Below are 17,703 nucleotides of genomic sequence, written 5' to 3' on the forward strand. Positions count from 1 at the left end.
GGACCGGAGGGTCGACGCGGGGGTCGGGAGAGGCCCCTGGGGAGCGGTGAGGGGCAGGGGCGGCAGAGGGGCCGGCGGGGGAGTCATCCACCGATGACGACTACCCGCGCCGACCTGCCGTATGCCGCGCGCTGCCGCATTACTCGCGAGTTACCCGGAACCCGTGACAGTCTCGGCCTGTTGACCTGTGCACCACGTCACAGCAGAGTCGAGCCGATCCCTGGAGGGCGCCGTCCATGTTCCGTCGCATTGCCATCGTCAACCGGGGAGAGTCCGCGATGCGGCTCATCCACGCGGTGCGTGACCTCAACGCTGAGCGGCCGGTGGACGAGCGCATCGAGACGGTCGCCCTCCACACCGAGGGCGAGCGCAAGGCGATGTTCGTGCGCGAGGCGGACCTGTCCTACAACCTGGGTCCGGCCGGCGAGCGGCCGTACATCAACCACGCGGTGCTGGAGAGGGCCCTGCTCGAGTCGGGCGCCGACGCCGCCTGGGTGGGCTGGGGCTTCGTGGCCGAGGACCCGGCCTTCGCCGAGCTGTGCGACCGCATCGGCGTGACGTTCATCGGCCCCAGCGCCGAGGCGATGCGCCGGCTCGGCGACAAGATCGGCTCCAAGCTGATCGCCGAGGAGGTGGGCGTGCCGGTGGCCCCGTGGAGCCGCGGCGGTGTCGACACCCTCGAGGACGCGACCGCGGCCGCTGCGCGGATCGGCTACCCCCTCATGCTGAAGGCGACCGCGGGTGGTGGTGGCCGCGGCATCCGCAAGGTCACCTCCGACGCCGACCTCGCCGACGCCTACCACCGCACCCGCGACGAGGCCGAGCGTGCCTTCGGCTCCGGCGTGGTCTTCCTCGAGAAGCTCGTGACCGGTGCGCGGCACGTCGAGGTGCAGGTCATCGCCGACGGCCAGGGCACCGCCTGGGCGGTCGGCGTCCGCGACTGCTCGGTGCAGCGCCGCAACCAGAAGGTCATCGAGGAGTCCGCCTCGCCGGTGCTCGACGCCGAGCAGGTCGCCGAGCTCAAGGCCAGTGCCGAGCGGCTCGCCCTGGCGGTGGGGTACGCCGGTGCCGGCACCGTCGAGTTCCTGTACCACCCGGGCGAGCGCTTCTTCGCCTTCCTCGAGGTCAACACCCGCCTCCAGGTGGAGCACCCCATCACCGAGATCACCACCGACCTCGACCTGGTGAAGCTGCAGATCCACGTCGCCTCCGGCGGCCGTCTCGAGGGAGAGCGCCCGCGGGAGAGCGGCCACGCCGTCGAGGCCCGGCTCAACGCCGAGGACCCCGACCGCGACTTCGCCCCCTCGCCGGGCCGCATCACGCTGCTCGACCTGCCCTCGGGTCCCGGCATCCGCGTCGACACCGGTGTGGGGGAGGGCGACTCGATCCCTGCCGACTTCGACTCGATGATCGCCAAGATCATCGCCTACGGCCGCACCCGTGAGGAGGCGCTCGCCCGCCTGCGCCGGGCCATGACCGAGACCACGGTCGTGATCGACGGCGGCGCGACCAACAAGAGCTTCATCCTCGACCTCCTCGACCAGCCCGAGGTCGTCGACGGCACCGCCGACACCGGCTGGATCGACCGGGTGCGCGCCGAGGGCCGCCTGGTCTCGCACCGCCACTCCGGCATCGCGCTCGTCGCCGCGGGCATCGAGGGCTACGAGGAGGCCGAGGCCGTCGAGCGGACCCGGCTGCTCGAGACGGCCCACGGCGGACGTCCGCAGGTCCAGCACCAGGTCGGCCGCGCCATCGACCTCAAGCTGCGCGGCACGGCATACAAGGTCACGGTGGCCCGCACGGGCCCGCACCGGTTCCGGGTCGCCATCGGCACCGGAGCCGACGAGCGGGTGGTCGACGCCGACCTCGACCGCATCGACGCGTACGCCAGCCGGCTGACGGTCCGGGGGCGCACGCACCGCCTCATCACCGCCAACCACGGCCCCGTGCAGCTCGTCGAGGTCGACGGGGTCACCCACCGGGTCAGCCGCGACGAGGGCGGCGTGCTGCGTTCACCCGCGCCCGCGCTGGTGGTGGCGACGCCCGTCGCGGTCGGCGAGGAGGTGGCCGCCGGCGCCCCCGTGCTCGTGCTCGAGTCGATGAAGATGGAGACCGTCGTGCCGGCCCCGTTCGCGGCCCGGCTCCGGGAGCTGCTCGTCTCGTCGGGCAGCCAGGTCGAGACCGGGGCCCCGCTGCTGCGCCTCGAGCCCGTCGGTGACGCCGAGGAGGTGGCCGAGCAGGGCGGCGGCGAGGCGGTCGACCTCGACCTCGACGACGTGCCGGCGGCGGAAGCCAGTGCCGCCGACCGGGCCACCCGCAAGCGCGCCGACCTGTGCGCCATGGTGCTCGGCTACGACATCGACCCGCGCGACGAGGGCCGCACGCTGACGGACTACCTCCGGGCCCGCGACGAGCTCGCCAGCGCCGGACAGCCACCGGTCGGTGAGGAGGTCGCCGCCCTCGGCGTGTTCGCCGACTTCGCCGAGCTGAGCCGCAACCGCCCCGCCGACGAGGACGTGCACACCGAGCACCGCGTGCACAGCCCCCGGGAGCACTTCCACACCTACCTGCAGAGCCTCGACGTCGAGCGGGGCGGCCTCCCGGACGCGTTCCGCGGCAAGCTCGCCCAGGTGCTGCAGCACTACGGCGTCACCGAGCTCGACCGCACCCCCGAGCTGGAGGAGGCGGTCTTCCGGATCTTCCTCGCCCAGCAGCGCAGCGCCCCCGACGTCCACCTGGCCACCGCGCTGCTCCAGCGCTGGCTGCAGGAGCCGTGCCCGCAGGCGCCGGTCGACCTGGCTGCCCGCGAGGTGCTCGACCGGCTCGTGGTGGCCACCCAGCTGCGCTTCCCGGTGGTCGGCGACCTCGCCCGCAGCGTCCGCTTCCGCTGGTTCGACCAGCCGCTGGTCGACGAGGAGCGGGCCAGCGTGCTGGCCGGCGTCCGCGACGAGGTCGCCGCGCTCGCGGCCGATCCCGACGCCCCGGACCGGGCCGCGCGCATCGACCGGCTTGCGGCGATCCCCGAGCAGATCGTGCGGTTCCTCGCCGAGCGGCTCGAGCAGGGGGTGCCGCAGCGGGAGCCGCTGCTCGAGGTGCTCGTCAAGCGCCACTACCGCGAGCACGACCTGCACGGGCTCAGCGCCGCCAGCGAGGAGGGTGGCCGCCCCTTCGCCGTCGCCGACTACACCCTCGACGACCGCCACACCCACCTCGTCACCACGGTCGGCCTGGTCTCCGAGCTCGTCGAGGGCACCTCGCTGGTGCGCGACGTCACCGGGGAGGTCGCGGCGCGTCCGATCGGCCACCAGGCGGTGGTCGACCTCTACCTCTCCTGGCCCGACGCACCCGAGTCGCCGGACGACGTCTCCGCCCAGCTCGCCGCCTTGCTCGAGAAGCTCGACTTCACCGGCCAGCTGCGTCGCGTCGCGGTCGCCGTCTGCCCCGGTGGCGGCCGCGAGGTCGGCTACTTCACCTTCCGCCCCACCGCCGACGGCATGGCCGAGGACGTCCTGGTGCGCGGTGTGCATCCCATGGTGGGCCGCCGGCTGAACCTGTGGCGCCTGCGCGACTTCGACGTCACCCGGCTCGAGGCGCCCGAGGACGTGCTGCTCTACCACTGCGTGGCCAGGGGCAACGACGCCGACCAGCGCCTGGTGGCCCTCTCACAGGTGCGCCAGCTCCTCGTGGTGCGCGACGAGGACGGCACCGTCACCGCCCTGCCGCACGCCGAGCGCGCCATCGCCAACTGCCTCGAGGCGATCCGCCGCGCGCGCAGCGCCCGTGGTGCCTCCGGCCCGCGGCTCGACATGAACCACGTGTGGGTCGAGATCTGGCCGGTGATCGACGCCGACATCGACCAGCTCACCGCGCTCCAGTCGAAGATCGCCCCCTTGACCCTCGGCGCCGGCATCGAGGAGGTGCTGGTCACCGGCCGGGTCGCCGGTCCGGACGGCCGGGAGCACCCCATCGCGGGCCGCTTCTCCTACCAGCCGGGCTCCGGGGTGGTCACCTCGATCGAGGAGCCGCCCACCGAGCGGCTCAAGCCCCTCGACGAGTACGCCCAGAAGGTCGTCAGGGCCCGCCGCCGCGGGCTGGTCTACCCCTACGAGCTCGTCTCGCTCGTCGCCGGCCAGGGCGGCACGGCCACCGAGTACGACCTCGACGACTCGGGTGCGCTCGTGCCGGTCGACCGGCCGTACGGGCTGAACAAGGCCGGCATCATCGCCGGCGTCGTCACGACCCCCACCCGCCTGCACCCCGAGGGCGTCACCCGCGTGCTGCTCGCCGGCGACCCGCTCAAGGCGCTCGGCTCCGTCTCCGAGGCCGAGTGCTCGCGGGTCATCGCGGCGATCGACCTCGCCGAGCAGATGGGCGTGCCGGTCGAGTGGTTCGCCCTCTCCGCCGGGGCGCGCATCTCCATGGACTCGGGCACCGAGAACATGGACTGGGTGGCCCGGGCGCTCAAGCGCATCATCGAGTTCACCCAGGCGGGCGGCGAGATCAACGTCGTGGTCGCGGGCATCAACGTCGGCGCCCAGCCCTACTGGAACGCCGAGGCCACGATGCTCATGCACACCAAGGGCATCCTGGTCATGACCCCCGACTCGGCGATGGTGCTCACCGGCAAGCAGTCGCTCGACTTCTCCGGTGGCGTCTCGGCCGAGGACAACTTCGGCATCGGCGGCTACGACCGCGTCATGGGCCCCAACGGGCAGGCGCAGTACTGGGCCCCGGACCTCGCCGGCGCCCGTGACGTGCTCATGGCGCACTACGACCACACCTGGGCCCGCCCGGGCGACGACGGCCTGCGCCGCGTCGAGACCACGGACCCGGTCGAGCGCGACGTCACGGTCTTCCCGCACGAGATGCCCGACAGCGGGTTCACCACGGTCGGCGACATCTTCTCCAGCGCCACCAACCCCGACCGCAAGAAGGCCTTCGACATCCGCACCCTCATGCGGGCGGTCTCCGACCAGGACCACCCGACGCTCGAGCGGTGGGCCGGGATGGCGGACGCCGAGACCGCGGTGGTCCAGGACGCCCACATCGGCGGGTATGCCGTGTGCCTCCTCGGCATCGAGTCCAAGAACGTGCCGCGGCGCGGCTTCCCGCCCACCGACGGCCCGGACACCTACACCGCCGGGACGCTGTTCCCGCGGTCGTCGAAGAAGGCGGCGCGGGCGATCAACGCCGCCAGCGGGAACCGGCCGCTGGTGGTGCTGGCCAACCTGTCCGGCTTCGACGGCTCCCCGGACTCGATGCGCAACCTGCAGCTCGAGTACGGCGCCGAGATCGGCCGCGCCATCGTCAACTTCGAGGGCCCGATCGTCTTCGTCGTGGTCTCCCGCTACCACGGTGGGGCGTTCGTCGTGTTCTCCAAGGCGCTCAACCCCAACATGACGGTGCTCGCCGTGGAGGGCTCGTTCGCGTCGGTGATCGGCGGTGCCCCGGCGGCTGCCGTGGTGTTCTCGCGCGACGTCGACGCCCGCACGGCGGCGGACCCCCGCGTCACGTCCCTGGAGGCCGAGCTGGCCGAGGCCACCGGCGCACGACGGGCCGAGCTGGTCACCGAGGTCGCGGAGGTGCGCAGCGCGGTCCGAGCCGAGATGCTGGGCAAGGTGGCAGCCGAGTTCGACAGCGTGCACAGCATCCACCGCGCGGTCTCCGTCGGCTCGGTCGACGCGGTCATCCGCGCCGAGGAGCTGCGACCGCGCATCATCGAAGCCATCGAGTCGAGCACGACGTCAAGGAGGTCGTGAGTGATGACGGAGGAGCCCTTCGAGCCCGGGCACGACGAGCGGGAGCGCCACCGGGTGGCCATGCAGGCGGTCATCATCGAGCTGGCCGAGCGCAGCGGGGGCCGGCCGGTGCCGGAGGTGGTGGCCGACCTCGAGCGGTCGCTCGCCGCGCAGGGCCTGCCCCAGCAGCCGCACAGCTGGGTCATGGCGGTGGCCCAGGACGCCGCCAACGGCCACGCCTACGTCGAGAGCTACGAGGCGGTCCGGGACGCGGAGGAGATGGTCCACCCGGGCCACGAGTCGGACACCCACCCCAGCCTCGAGTCGTGGGAGCGCAGGGAGGAGGAGTCCCAGATGATTCCTCCCGACGTGCCCGACGACGACGCGCGCTAGACCCGCGCGATGGAGCTGCGGCACATCCGGTACTTCATCGCCGTCGCCGAGGAGTGCCACTTCGGACGTGCCGCCGAGCGGCTGCACATCGCCCAGCCCCCGTTGTCGCAGCAGATCAAGCAGCTCGAGGCCGAGCTGGGCGTGCAGCTGCTCGTCCGCTCGACCCGCCGCGTGGAGCTGACCCAGGCCGGGGAGCGCTACCTCGAGCGGGCTCGCGCCATCGTGGCCGGGGTCGAGGAGGCGGGGCGCGAGGCAGCCCGCGTGGCGGCCGGCGAGGTCGGCCGGGTGTCACTGGGCTTCGTGGGGTCCACGACCTACGAACTGCTGCCCCGGCTGACCCGGGTGCTCCGCCAGGAGCTCCCGCTGGTCGAGCTCGACCTGCACGGCGAGATGCTCACCCCCGACCAGGTCGCCGGACTGCACGACGGCACCCTCGACCTCGCCTTCCTGCGCCCACCGGTGCGCGACCCGGACCTGCGCCTGAAGGTCCTGCGCCGGGAGCCGCTGGTGGTCGTGCTGCCCGAGGCCCACCCCCTCGCCGGACTCGACGCGGTGCCCCTGCCCGACCTGCGGGCCGAGCCGTTCGTCAGCTTCCTCTCCCAGCACCGCTCGGTGACGTTCGACGCGGTGTTCGACGCCTGCCTCGCAGCCGGATTCGAGCCCGACGTGCGCCAGGAGGTCGCCGAGACGTCGACGCTGGTGTCGCTCGTGGCGGCCGGGCTGGGCGTGGCACTGGTGCCGGAGTCGGTGCAGCACCTGCGCGTCACCGGTGCCGTCTACCGGCCCCTCGAGGGGGAGCCGGCCGGCATCGAGCTCGCGGTGGCGCGCCGTGCCCGCGAGGACTCCCCGCACATCGCACGGATCCTCGAGATCGCCGAGCGCCTGCTCACCGAGGGCGCGGCCGACGGTGTCAGCGAGCCGTCAGGTGCTCCAGCACCGCCCGGTTGACGACCTCGGCCTGCTCCTGGCTGGCGAGGTGGGCGGCGTGCGGCACCACCAGGAGCCGGCCGTCCTTGACCGACGCCGCGATCCGCTCGAGGTGCTCCGGCGGCGTCGCCGGGTCGTCGGCGCCGGCGACGGCCAGCGTGGGCGCGGTGATGTCGGGAAGGTCGGCGGTCAGGTCCATCGCGGCGATGGCCTCGCAGCACGACGCGTAGCCCTCGGGAGGCTGGTCCGCCACCATCGCCCGGGCCGCCTCGAAGACCTCCGGGTGGGAACGCCGGTATGCCGCGGTGAACCACCGCTCGACCACCGGCTCGGCCACCGCGCCGGTCCCGCGGGCGCGCACCGTGGCGGCCCGGTCGTGCCAGCCCTGCGCCGGTCCGAGCAGCGCCGACGTGCACAGCACCACGAGGCGGTCGACCCTCTCCGGGTCACGCGCGGCCAGGCGCAGGGCCGTCATGCCGCCGAGGGAGAGGCCCACGAGGTGCGCGCGCTCCACGCCCAGGTGGTCGAGGAGGCCGAGCAGGTCGTCGGCGAGGTCGTCGATCGAGTAGGGCCCGGCGGGCACGGGGGAGGCGCCGTGCCCACGGGTGTCGTAGCGCACGACGCGGAGGTGCTGGGCCAGGGCGGGCACCTGGGGGTCCCACATCGCGTGCGTCGCGCCCAGGGAGCCTGACAGCACCACGACCGGTGCGTCCGCCGGCAGGTCGGGGGAGGCGTCGACGACGTGGTGCACCTTCACGCTCACGCGACCGCCTCGAACACCGCGGCGAGGCCCTGGCCGCCGCCGATGCACATGGTCTCCAGGCCGTAGCGGCTGCCGCGGCGGCGCATCTCGTGGGCCATCGTGGCGAGGATGCGCGCCCCGGTCGCCCCCACGGGGTGTCCGAGCGAGATGCCGGAGCCGTTGACGTTGAGGCGGTCCCAGTCGACGTCGCCGAGCTTCCACTCGCGCAGCACGGCGAGCACCTGGGCGGCGAACGCCTCGTTGAGCTCGATGAGGTCGATGTCGGCGAGCGTCAGGCCGGCGCGCTCGAGCGCGGCGGCGGTGGCCGGCACCGGGCCGATGCCCATGACCTCCGGGCCCACGCCGGCCACGGCCCAGGAGCGCAGGGCCAGCAGCGGGCGCAGCCCCCGGCGCTCGGCCTCCTCACGGGTGGTGACGACGCACAGCGCAGCGGCGTCGTTCTGGCCGCTGGAGTTGCCGGCGGTCACCGTCGCCTCGGGGTCGGTGCGGCCCATCACCGGCCTCAGCGCAGCGAGGCCCTCGAGCGTGGTGTCGGGCCGGGGGTGCTCGTCGCGGTCGACGACGACCGGGTCCTTGCCGCGACGACCCGGCACCGTAACGGGCACGAGCTCCTCGGCGAACCGGCCCTGCTCCACGGCGGACGCGGTCCTCTGCTGGGACCGCAGGGCGTACTCGTCCTGCTCCTGCCGACTGATGGCGTACTCCCTGCGCAGGTTCTCCGCGGTCTCGATCATGCCGCCCGGCACGGGGTGCAGCTCGCCGCCGGCGGTGACCCGGGCGCGGGCGAGGCGGTCGGCGAGCTCGACGCCGTCGCCGCGCACGCCCTGGCGCAGCAGGGCGTAGTGCTCCACCTGGCTCATCGACTCCGTGCCGCCGGCCACCACGAGGCGGGACGCCCCGCTGCCCAACTGCATCGCGGCATACAGCACCGCCTGCAGCCCGGAGCCGCAGCGGCGGTCGACCTGCAGTCCCGGCACCCCCGTGCCGAGGCCGGCGTTGAGCGCCACGACGCGGCCGATGGCCGGCGCCTCGCCGTTGGGGTTGCAGTTGCCCAGGACGACGTCGTCGATGTCGCCCTCACCGAGGCCGGTGCGCTCGAGCAGCGCCTTCAGGGCGATGGTGCCGAGGTCGGCGGCGCTGAACCCCTTGAGGGCGCCGTTGAAGGCCCCCACCGGGGTGCGCAGTGGTTCGCAGACGACGATGTCGGTGCCGGTGCTCATGGGGTCAGTCTCCTACGGGCGGACGTGCCGTACGCGCCGGGACCGGGCCGTGCCCCGGCGCACGAGGACCCACCCTCGGGTCCCGCACTGATTCGGGGCCAATACCTGTTTCGCCCTGATTGAGACCTCCGGCGTCTGGGGTGCCCCCGACGTCCGCTCCATGCGTTGGGCCCAGCGGACTTGTGGGGAGCCCTTCTCCGGCGCGCGCTGGTAGGTAATGCTGTGGCCATGGACCCCCGGGAAGCGTTCTCCTCAGCGACCGAGCTGGCGGAGCGGCTGGGGGCCACGGGGTACCTCGTTGACGAATCCCTCGCCACCGTCACCTGGCTGTCCCTGCGGCTCGGCCGGCCGCTGCTCCTCGAGGGCGAGCCGGGCACCGGCAAGACCGCGCTCGCCGAGGCGGTCGCCCAGACCCTCGAGCTGCCGCTCATCCGGCTCCAGTGCTACGAGGGCATCGACGCCACCCAGGCGCTCTACGACTGGGACTTTCCCCGCCAGATCCTCCACCTGCGGGCGCTGCAGGCCGTGGCGCCCGAGGGCCACACCGACGTCGCCGCCGTCGAGGACGAGCTGTTCGCCGACCGCTTCCTCGTCGCCCGCCCGGTGCTGCGCGCCCTCCGGGAGTCGCCGGCGGTGCTCCTCGTCGACGAGGTCGACCGCGCCGACGACGAGTTCGAGGCGTTCCTGCTCGAGGTGCTCTCGACGTGGCAGGTCACGGTCCCCGAGCTCGGCACGATCGCCGCGGCGACACCCCCCATCGTGGTGCTGACGTCCAACCGCACGCGCGAGCTCCACGACGCCCTCAAGCGGCGCTGCCTCTACCACTGGATCGACCACCCCGGCCTCGCGCGCGAGCTCGCCATCGTGCGCAGCCGCGCACCCGAGGTGAGCGCCAAGCTCGCCGAGCAGGTCGTCGGGCTGGTGCAGCGGCTACGCGCCGAGGAGGACCTCCTCAAGCCCCCGGGCGTGGCCGAGACCCTCGACTGGGCGCGGGCGCTGCACGAGCTGGGCAGCAGCGACCTCGACCTCGAGCGGGCCGCCGCGACGGTGGGCGTGGCCGTGAAGTACCACGAGGACGCCGAGCGGGTGCGCGCCGCTCTCGACCGGATCCTGGGGCGGTAGGGCATGGCAGGCCCCCACGCGGCCGACGAGCTCCTGCTCGGCTTCGCCCGCGCCCTGCGCGCCGCCGGGGTGCCGGTGACGGCCGACCGCGAGCGCACGCTGCTCGAGGCGGTCGCCGAGGTCGGGATGGACGACCGGGCGGCCACCTACTGGGCCGGCCGAGCCACCCTGTGCGGGAGCCCGGCCGACCTCGAGCGCTACGACCAGGTGTATGCCGCGTGGTTCGGCGGGCGTCCCTGGGACGGGGCCTCGCCGCCGCGCGCGCACCGCACCGTGACCGTCGCCGACCTCTCGGAGGGCGCGCAGCCCTCCGGGGCGGGTGGCGACGAGGACGACGACGTGGTGCGCGCGGTGGCCAGCGCCACCGAGGTGCTCCGGCACCGCGACGTCGCGGAGATGAGCCCCCGTGAGCGCGCCGAGCTGGCGGCCCTGTTCGCCAGGCTGCGGCCGCGGGCGCCCCGCCGGCGGGCGCACCGGCACGAGCCGTGGCGGCGCGGCACCGTCGACGCCCGGCGCACCCTGCGCGCCGAGCTGCGCCGCATGGGCGAGCCGGGCACGGTGCAGTGGCGACGCCGCGGGCAGCGGGCCCGCCGGGTGGTGCTGCTCGTCGACGTGTCCGGGTCGATGAGCCCCTACGCCGACGCGCTGCTGCGGCTCGCCCACACCTACGCGTGCGCCGGCCTGCCCGTGGAGGTCTTCACGATCGGCACCCGGCTGACCCACGTCACCCGCAGCCTCAGCCAGCGCGACGCCGAGCGCGCCCTCGTCGCGGCCGGGTCGGCCGTCCCGGACTGGTCGGGCGGCACCCGGCTCGCCGACGGCATACGGGCCTTCCTCGACCGGTGGGGACGGCGCGGCATGGCCCGCGGGGCGGTGGTCGTGGTGTTCAGCGACGGCTGGGAGCGCGACCAGCCGGAGGCCCTCGGCGAGCAGATGCGCCGGCTGCACGGGCTCGCGCACCGGGTGGTGTGGGTGAACCCGCACCGCGGCAAGACCGGCTACCAGCCGGTGCAGCAGGGCATCGTGGCCGCGTTGCCCCACATCGACGACTTCGTCGCCGGCCACTCGATGGCGACGTTCGAGCACCTCGTGGAGGTGGTGGCCCTTGCGTGACGTGATGACCGACCTGCTGCGGTGGTGGCGGGCAGGGGAGCGCGTAGGCGTCGGCACCGTCGTGGCGACGTGGCGCTCGGCACCCCGCCCGGCCGGCGCCGCGATGCTGGTGGGACCCGCCGGCGAGGCCGTGGGCTCGGTGTCCGGCGGCTGTGTCGAGGGCGCGGTCTACGAGTCGGCCCAGGGGGTGCTGCAGGGGGAGCGACCCGCGCTGCGGCGCTACGGCGTCAGCGACGACGAGGCGTATGCCGTGGGGCTCACCTGCGGGGGCATCCTCGACGTCTTCGTCGAGGAGGTGAGCCGCGAGACCTTCCCCGAGCTCGGCGAGGTCGCCGAGGACGTCGAGGCCGGGCGGCCGGTCGCCGTCGCCACGGTCGTCGACCACCCCGACCCGGAGCACGTCGGGCGGCGGCTCGTCGTGCGGCCCGAGGGCTCCGCGGTCGAGCGGCAGGGCTCCCTGGGCAGCAGCCGCGCCGACGACGCCGTGGCCGACGACGCCCGCGGACTGCTGGCCTCCGGGCGCACCGAGACCCTCACCTACGGGCCCGACGGGGAGCGCCGCGGTGAGGGCATGCGCGTGTTCATCGCCTCCTACGCGCCCAAGCCGCGGATGCTGGTCTTCGGTGCCATCGACTTCGCCGCCGCGGTCGCCCACGTCGGCTCCTTCCTCGGCTACCGCGTCACGGTCTGCGACGCCCGGCCGGTCTTCGCCACGAAGAGCCGCTTCCCGTCCGCGGACGAGGTCGTCGTCACCTGGCCGCACCGCTACCTCGCCGACGAGGTCGAGGCCGGCCGGGTCGACGAGCGCACCGTGATCTGCGTGCTGACCCACGACCCCAAGTTCGACGTGCCGCTGCTCGAGGTGGCCCTGCGGCTGCCCGCCGTCGCCTACATCGGGGCGATGGGGTCGCGGCGCACCCACCACGACCGGCTCGAGCGGCTGCGCGCGGCCGGCCTGACCGAGGAGGAGCTGGTCCGGCTCTCGAGCCCCATCGGCCTCGACCTCGGCGCCCGGACCCCCGAGGAGACGGCGATCAGCATCGCCGCCGAGGTCATTGCCCTGCAGTGGGGCGGTCGGGGCGACCGGCTCGCTGCCCTCGAGGGCCCGATCCACCACCACGAGCACCCACCGCTGTCCGAACCGACCGCCTCTGCCACCACGGAGCTCATCACGTAGTTCCCTGCACCACCTCGTCCAGCACAGTCACAGTCACAAAGGAGTGATGATGACCCGCATCAACGTCCGTGTCGACGGCGTCACCTACACCGACGAGGTGGAGCCGCGAACGCTCCTCGTGCACTACCTGCGAGAACAGCTGGGCAAGACCGGCACCGTCGTCGGCTGTGACACCAGCAACTGCGGGGCGTGCACCGTGCACCTCGACGGCCGCAGCGTGAAGTCGTGCAACGTCCTCGCCTTGCAGGCCGACGGGCACGAGGTGACGACGATCGAGGGGCTGGCCACCGACGGCCGGCTGCACCCGATGCAGCAGGCCTTCCACGAGTGCCACGCGCTCCAGTGCGGCTACTGCACGCCAGGGATGATCATGCAGGCCATCGACGTCCTGAACGAGAACCCGAAACCCTCCGAGCAGGAGATCCGCGAGGGGCTCGAGGGCAACCTCTGCCGGTGCACCGGCTACCACAACATCGTGAAGGCCGTGCAGCAGGTGGCCGGCACCGGGGAAGGGGAGCGGGCATGACCGTCACCGACGAGCGCAGCACGGCAGCCGGGCCCGAGGTCGGCAGGTCTCGGCTCCGCAAGGAGGACCAGCGGCTCATCACCGGGCGCACCCGGTGGACCGACAACATCGTGCTCCCCGGCATGCTGCACGCAGCGATGGTGCGCAGCCCCTTCGCCCACGCGAACATCCGCAGCATCGAGACCGAGGTGGCCGAGCAGGCACCGGGGGTCATCACGGTGGTGACGGGTGCGGACGTCAAGGACACCCAGGGCGCCGTCGCGACCGCCTGGCCCATCACCACCGACCAGAAGACTCCCGACCACCTGCCGATCGCGATCGAGCGCGTGGCCTGCGCCGGGGAGATCGTGGCGGTCGTGGTGGCGCGAACGGCCGCGGAGGCGCGTGACGCCGCCGAGCTCGTCGACGTCGACTACGAGGAGCTCCCGGCCATCCTCGACGGCAGAGAGGCGGCGGAGGACGCAGTGCTCGCGCACCCGTCCCTCGGCACCAACACCTCCGCGGTCTGGCGCCTCGACTCCGCCGAGTCCGGCACCGGTGGCAACGTCGAGGAGGAGATCGCCAAGGCCCGCACCGACGGCATCGTCATCGAACGTGAGTACCGCCAGCAGCGACTCATCCCCTCCTTCATGGAGCCCCGTTCGACGGTCGTCGACCCCACCGGAGAGCAGGTGACGGTGTGGACCTCGACGCAGGTGCCCCACCTCCTGCGGTTCCTCATCGCGGCGACCACCGGGATGTCGGAGTCCAAGATCCGGGTGATCGCCCCCGACGTGGGCGGCGGCTTCGGCGGCAAGCTCCAGACGACCGCCGAGGAGTTCGCCACGCTTGCGGCGGCCCGGCGGGTCGGCAAGCCGGTGAAGTACACCGAGACGCGCTCCGAGTCGCTGGTGTCCGGCCACCACGGCCGTGACCAGTACCAGCGGCTCACGCTCGCGGCCTCCAAGGACGGGACGGTGACCGCGCTCAAGGTCGACCTCATCGCCAACCTCGGGGCCTACGTGGGGCTGGTCGGTGGTGGCACGCCCGTGCTGGGTGCATGGATGTTCAACGGGATCTACAAGTTCAAGGCCTACCAGTTCAACCTGCGCACGGTCCTGACCAACACCACGTGGGTCGACGCCTACCGCGGCGCCGGCCGGCCGGAGGCGACCTTCGCCATCGAGCGGATCATGGACGAGCTGGCCGCCGAGCTCGGGGCCGACCCGCTGGAGATCCGCGAGCGCAACTGGATCACGCATGAGGAGTTCCCCTTCGCCTCCGTGGCGGGCATGACCTACGACTCCGGCAACTACGAGGCCGCGACGGCCCGGGCCAAGGAGCTGTTCGACTACGACGGCCTGCGCCGCGAGCAGCAGGAGCGCCGCGACCGCAAGGACCCCGTCCAGCTCGGCATCGGCGTCTCGACCTTCACCGAGATGTGCGGCCTGGCGCCGTCGCGCGTGCTCGGCTCGCTCAACTACGGCGCCGGTGGCTGGGAGCATGCGTCGATCCGGATGCTGCCGACCGGCAAGGTGGAGGTCATCACCGGGACGTCGCCGCACGGCCAGGGCCACGAGACGGCGTGGAGCCAGATCGCGGCGGACCGTCTCGGCGTCCCCTTCGAGGACATCGAGGTCCTGCACGGCGACACCCAGATCGCCCCGCGCGGCCTCGACACCTACGGCTCCCGCTCGCTCGTGGTGGGCGGCGAGGCGGTTGTGCGGGCGGCCGACAAGGTCGTTGAGAAGGCCAAGCTCGTCGCCGCCCACCTGCTCGAGGCCAATGCCGAAGACCTCGACTTCTCCGGTGGCCGGTTCACCGTGAAGGGAACGGACCAGGGCATCGGCATCACCGAGGTCGCCGCCGCGCAGTTCACCTCGCACAACCTCGCCGAGGGGATGGAGTCCGGCATCGACGCGGACGCCACCTTCGACCCGGTGACCTTCTCCTTCCCCCACGGCACCCACTTGTGCGCCATGGAGGTCGACACGGAGACCGGTGGGACACGGATGCGCAGGTACGTCGCCGTCGACGACATCGGCCAGGTGGTCAACCCCCTCATCGTGCAGGGCCAGGTCCACGGCGGGCTGGTCCAGGGGATCGCCCAGGCTCTGTGGGAGGAAGCGGTGTTCGACGAGCAGGGCACCCTGGTGACGGGCTCGTTCGTCGACTACACCCTGCCCACGGCGGCCGACACGATCAGCTTCCTCACCGACAACACCACGTCGCCCTCGACCACCAACACGTTGGGCACCAAGGGCGTGGGCGAGGCGGGGTGCATCGCCTCGACCCCCGCCGTGGTCAACGCGATCGTCGACGCGCTCCGTCCACTCGGCATCGACGACGTGCGTATGCCGTGCACGCCCGAGCGCGTGTGGACGGCCATCCAGTCTGCGGGCGCCTCTGCCGGCGGAGAGGTCTCGGGTGGGGCGCAGCCCCACTTCGACGAGGACGCGCCGAACCAGGACGGCCCCGAACCGGGGGCTGCGGAGGCCGGGCAGAAGGGAGCGGACCAGTGATCCCCGTCCAGTTCGACTACGCCGCGCCGACCACCCTGCAGGAGGCGCTCGGTGTGCTGGCCGAGGCCGGTGAGGACGCCAAGGTCATCGCCGGCGGCCAGAGCCTGCTGCCCATCCTGCGCATGCGGCTCAACGCGCCGGAGAAGGTCGTCGACCTCGGCCGCATCGAGGAGCTGCGCGGCATCACCGACGAGGGAAGCCACCTCGTCATCGGCGCCATGACGACCTACGCCGACGTGCTCGCCAGCAGCGCCGTCCGCGACCACGCCGCCCTGCTGGTCGAGGCTGTCAAGACGGTCGCCGACCCCCAGATCCGGCACCGCGGCACCGTGGGCGGTGCCCTGGTGCACGCCGACCCCGCAGGCGACGTGGGCGCCCCTGCCCTCGCGCTCGGTGCCGAGTTCGTCATCACCGGGCCCGGAGGCGAGCGCACCGTGCCGGCCGACGAGTTCTTCCGCGACCTGTTCGAGACGGCCGTCGGCGAGGGCGAGCTGCTGACCCGCATCCGGGTGCCCAAGCACACCGGGTGGGGTGCGCACTACGAGAAGTTCGTCCGGGTGGCCCACCAGTGGTCGATCGTCGCGGTCGGGGCCACGGTGCGCGTCGACGGCGGCTCCATCGCCGAGGCGCGGGTCGGGCTGACCAACATGGGGTCGACACCGCTGCGCGCCACCGCCGTCGAGCAGGCGCTCGTCGGGCGGCCGGCCACCGAGGAGGCCGTCCGCGAGGCCTGTGCCGCCGCTGCGGAGGGCACCGACCCGCCGTCGGACCTCAACGGCAGCGCCGACTACCGCCGCCACCTCGCCACGGTGCTCACCCGCCGGGCGGTCCTGGCGGCGGCGGGGGCCTGACGCGATGGAGCTGAAGCACAGCTTCACCGTGCCGGCCGGGGCCGAGGACGCCTGGCGGACCTTCATGGACCTCGAGACCGTGGGTGGCTGCTTCCCGGGCGCCACGGTCACCGACGTCACCGCCGACGGGTTCTCCGGCACGGTCAAGGTCAAGCTCGGGCCGATCGCCCTGCAGTACGCCGGGTCGGGCTCCTTCGTCGAACGCGACGAGGCGGCCCGGCGGGCGGTCATCTCGGCCAGGGGCAAGGACAAGCGGGGCAACGGCACGGCCGGCGCCACCGTGACGATCCAGCTCGTGCCCGACGGTGACGGGACCACCCGGGCCGACGTCACGACCGACCTGACCGTCACCGGGAAGCCGGCGCAGTTCGGCCGCGGCGTCATGCAGGACGTGTCCGACAAGCTGCTGCAGCAGTTCATCGACTGCATCGAGGGCAAGCTGGCCCCCGAGTCGGCGGCGGCCGCCGAGGTGACGACGGCTCCCGAGGGAGAGGCCGCAGCTCCGGTGCCCGCTCCGGCGCCAGCACCGGCAGCGGCGCCAGCACCGGCAGTGGCCCCGGCTGCGCCCACCCGGGTTCCGGCCGCCGCGGAGGAGAAGGCGATCGACCTCGGGCGCACCGTCCTGCCCGTCCTGCTGCGCACCTGGGGGCCACCGTTCGCGGCCGGCGTGCTGGTGTCAGCCGTCGTCATGTGGCTCCTCGGCCGGCGGCGCCGGACCGGGTGACGACAGCCGGTGGACGACACGCCGCTACCGCACGGCGCGGTGGTGAGCACACGGCATACACACGGCATATCCGTGGGGTCTTTGGTTTGTGGTCCGCCGGCTGCGCTGGTCCGCCGGCTGCGCGGGGTGTCCTACTGTGTGGTCACCGTCCCCGGCGCAGGGGGCGTTCACTGTCGAAAGGTGCAGCAGTGGCGCAGCAGACCGTCGTCGTCCTGAACGGCCCCAACCTCAACCTGCTCGGTGAGCGGGAGCCGGAGGTCTACGGCCACGAGACGCTGGCCGACGTGGAGGCCCGCTGCCGGACCGTGGCCGCGGCCGCGGGGCTCGAGGTCGACTTCCGCCAGAGCAACCACGAGGGCGTGCTCGTCGACGCGGTGCAGGAGGTGCGCACCAGCGCGGCCGGCATCGTCATCAATGCGGGGGCCCTGACCCACACCTCGGTCGCGCTGCGCGACGCGCTCGCGGCGGTCGCCGTGCCGGTCATCGAGGTGCACATCTCCAACATCCACGCCCGTGAGGCGTTCCGGCACCACTCCTACCTCTCGGCGGTGGCCGACGGGGTCATCGTCGGCTGCGGCACGCAGGGCTACGAGCTGGCCATCGCCCGAGTGGCGCAGCTGCAGTCGGCTCCCGACTGAGCGACCGGGC

13 protein-coding genes are annotated in these 17,703 nt (G+C 73.2%); 11 read left to right on the plus strand and 2 right to left on the minus strand.

Annotation, left to right across the window (positions count from 1 at the left end):
* The first annotated feature begins 236 nt into the window (after positions 1-236).
* Genes BMW78_RS19665 through BMW78_RS19675 form a run of 3 tightly spaced genes read left to right on the plus strand, consistent with a single transcriptional unit; the run spans position 237 to position 7,079 of the window.
* Complete coding sequence (locus tag BMW78_RS19665; RefSeq protein ID WP_091763180.1) at positions 237-5,759, plus strand: ATP-binding protein; 5,523 nt, start codon at positions 237-239, stop codon at positions 5,757-5,759.
* Positions 5,760-5,762: 3 nt separating this feature from the next.
* Positions 5,763-6,131, plus strand: a complete 369-nt coding sequence (locus BMW78_RS19670; RefSeq protein WP_143056355.1) for a DUF1631 domain-containing protein — start codon at positions 5,763-5,765, stop codon at positions 6,129-6,131.
* A 9-nt stretch (positions 6,132-6,140) separates the two neighbouring features.
* Positions 6,141-7,079 carry a LysR family transcriptional regulator gene (locus BMW78_RS19675; protein WP_091763184.1) on the plus strand — a complete coding sequence of 313 codons (939 nt, stop codon included), beginning with the start codon at positions 6,141-6,143 and terminating at the stop codon, positions 7,077-7,079.
* On the opposite strand, the gene pcaD is transcribed toward BMW78_RS19675, so the two are convergent.
* The gene (gene pcaD, locus BMW78_RS19680) at positions 7,042-7,821 is read right to left on the minus strand and encodes a 3-oxoadipate enol-lactonase (protein ID WP_091763186.1); all 780 of its coding nucleotides are present in this window, start codon (positions 7,819-7,821) and stop codon (positions 7,042-7,044) included. The genes BMW78_RS19675 and pcaD overlap by 38 nt on opposite strands.
* A complete protein-coding gene (locus tag BMW78_RS19685; RefSeq protein WP_091763188.1) occupies positions 7,818-9,041 on the minus strand; it encodes an acetyl-CoA C-acetyltransferase in 1,224 nt (407 codons plus the stop codon). The genes pcaD and BMW78_RS19685 overlap by 4 nt, the downstream gene beginning before the upstream one ends.
* A gap of 228 nt (positions 9,042-9,269) precedes the next feature.
* On the opposite strand from BMW78_RS19685, the gene BMW78_RS19690 reads away from it, so the two are divergent.
* The 8 genes from BMW78_RS19690 (at position 9,270) to aroQ (ending at position 17,693) form a co-directional block, all read left to right on the plus strand.
* Positions 9,270-10,163, plus strand: coding sequence for an AAA family ATPase (locus BMW78_RS19690; protein ID WP_091763256.1), 894 nt, complete (start codon positions 9,270-9,272; stop codon positions 10,161-10,163).
* Between the two features lie 3 nt (positions 10,164-10,166).
* Positions 10,167-11,276, plus strand: a complete 1,110-nt coding sequence (locus BMW78_RS19695; RefSeq protein ID WP_091763190.1) for a vWA domain-containing protein — start codon at positions 10,167-10,169, stop codon at positions 11,274-11,276.
* Positions 11,269-12,453: an XdhC family protein gene (locus BMW78_RS19700; RefSeq protein ID WP_091763192.1), complete on the plus strand. Its 1,185-nt coding sequence runs from the start codon at positions 11,269-11,271 to the stop codon at positions 12,451-12,453. The genes BMW78_RS19695 and BMW78_RS19700 overlap by 8 nt, the downstream gene beginning before the upstream one ends.
* A gap of 49 nt (positions 12,454-12,502) precedes the next feature.
* Positions 12,503-12,979, plus strand: coding sequence for a (2Fe-2S)-binding protein (locus BMW78_RS19705; RefSeq protein ID WP_091763257.1), 477 nt, complete (start codon positions 12,503-12,505; stop codon positions 12,977-12,979).
* A complete protein-coding gene (locus tag BMW78_RS19710; RefSeq protein ID WP_091763194.1) occupies positions 12,976-15,480 on the plus strand; it encodes a xanthine dehydrogenase family protein molybdopterin-binding subunit in 2,505 nt (834 codons plus the stop codon). Before BMW78_RS19705 ends, BMW78_RS19710 begins: the two co-directional genes overlap by 4 nt.
* On the plus strand, positions 15,477-16,331 hold the full coding sequence (locus tag BMW78_RS19715) for an FAD binding domain-containing protein (RefSeq protein WP_091763196.1): 855 nt from the start codon (positions 15,477-15,479) through the stop codon (positions 16,329-16,331). Before BMW78_RS19710 ends, BMW78_RS19715 begins: the two co-directional genes overlap by 4 nt.
* Positions 16,332-16,335: 4 nt before the next feature.
* The gene (locus BMW78_RS19720; protein ID WP_091763198.1) at positions 16,336-17,055 is read left to right on the plus strand and encodes an SRPBCC family protein; all 720 of its coding nucleotides are present in this window, start codon (positions 16,336-16,338) and stop codon (positions 17,053-17,055) included.
* A 188-nt stretch (positions 17,056-17,243) separates the two neighbouring features.
* Positions 17,244-17,693, plus strand: coding sequence for a type II 3-dehydroquinate dehydratase (aroQ, locus tag BMW78_RS19725; protein ID WP_091763200.1), 450 nt, complete (start codon positions 17,244-17,246; stop codon positions 17,691-17,693).
* Positions 17,694-17,703 lie beyond the last annotated feature (10 nt).

Source organism: Pedococcus cremeus, assembly GCF_900111375.1.
In the GTDB taxonomy this organism is placed as follows: Bacteria; Actinomycetota; Actinomycetes; order Actinomycetales; family Dermatophilaceae; genus Pedococcus_A; species Pedococcus_A cremeus.

Excerpts from the sequence above, each read along its gene's own strand:
- BMW78_RS19665 (WP_091763180.1), top strand. The coding sequence starts at position 237 with ATGTTCCGTCGCATTGCCATCGTCAACCGGGGAGAGTCCGCGATGCGG.
- BMW78_RS19670 (WP_143056355.1), top strand. The coding sequence starts at position 5,763 with ATGACGGAGGAGCCCTTCGAGCCCGGGCACGACGAGCGGGAGCGCCAC.
- BMW78_RS19675 (WP_091763184.1), top strand. The coding sequence starts at position 6,141 with ATGGAGCTGCGGCACATCCGGTACTTCATCGCCGTCGCCGAGGAGTGC.
- BMW78_RS19685 (WP_091763188.1), bottom strand. The coding sequence starts at position 9,041 with ATGAGCACCGGCACCGACATCGTCGTCTGCGAACCACTGCGCACCCCG.
- BMW78_RS19690 (WP_091763256.1), top strand. The coding sequence starts at position 9,270 with ATGGACCCCCGGGAAGCGTTCTCCTCAGCGACCGAGCTGGCGGAGCGG.
- BMW78_RS19695 (WP_091763190.1), top strand. The coding sequence starts at position 10,167 with ATGGCAGGCCCCCACGCGGCCGACGAGCTCCTGCTCGGCTTCGCCCGC.
- BMW78_RS19705 (WP_091763257.1), top strand. The coding sequence starts at position 12,503 with ATGACCCGCATCAACGTCCGTGTCGACGGCGTCACCTACACCGACGAG.
- BMW78_RS19710 (WP_091763194.1), top strand. The coding sequence starts at position 12,976 with ATGACCGTCACCGACGAGCGCAGCACGGCAGCCGGGCCCGAGGTCGGC.
- BMW78_RS19720 (WP_091763198.1), top strand. The coding sequence starts at position 16,336 with ATGGAGCTGAAGCACAGCTTCACCGTGCCGGCCGGGGCCGAGGACGCC.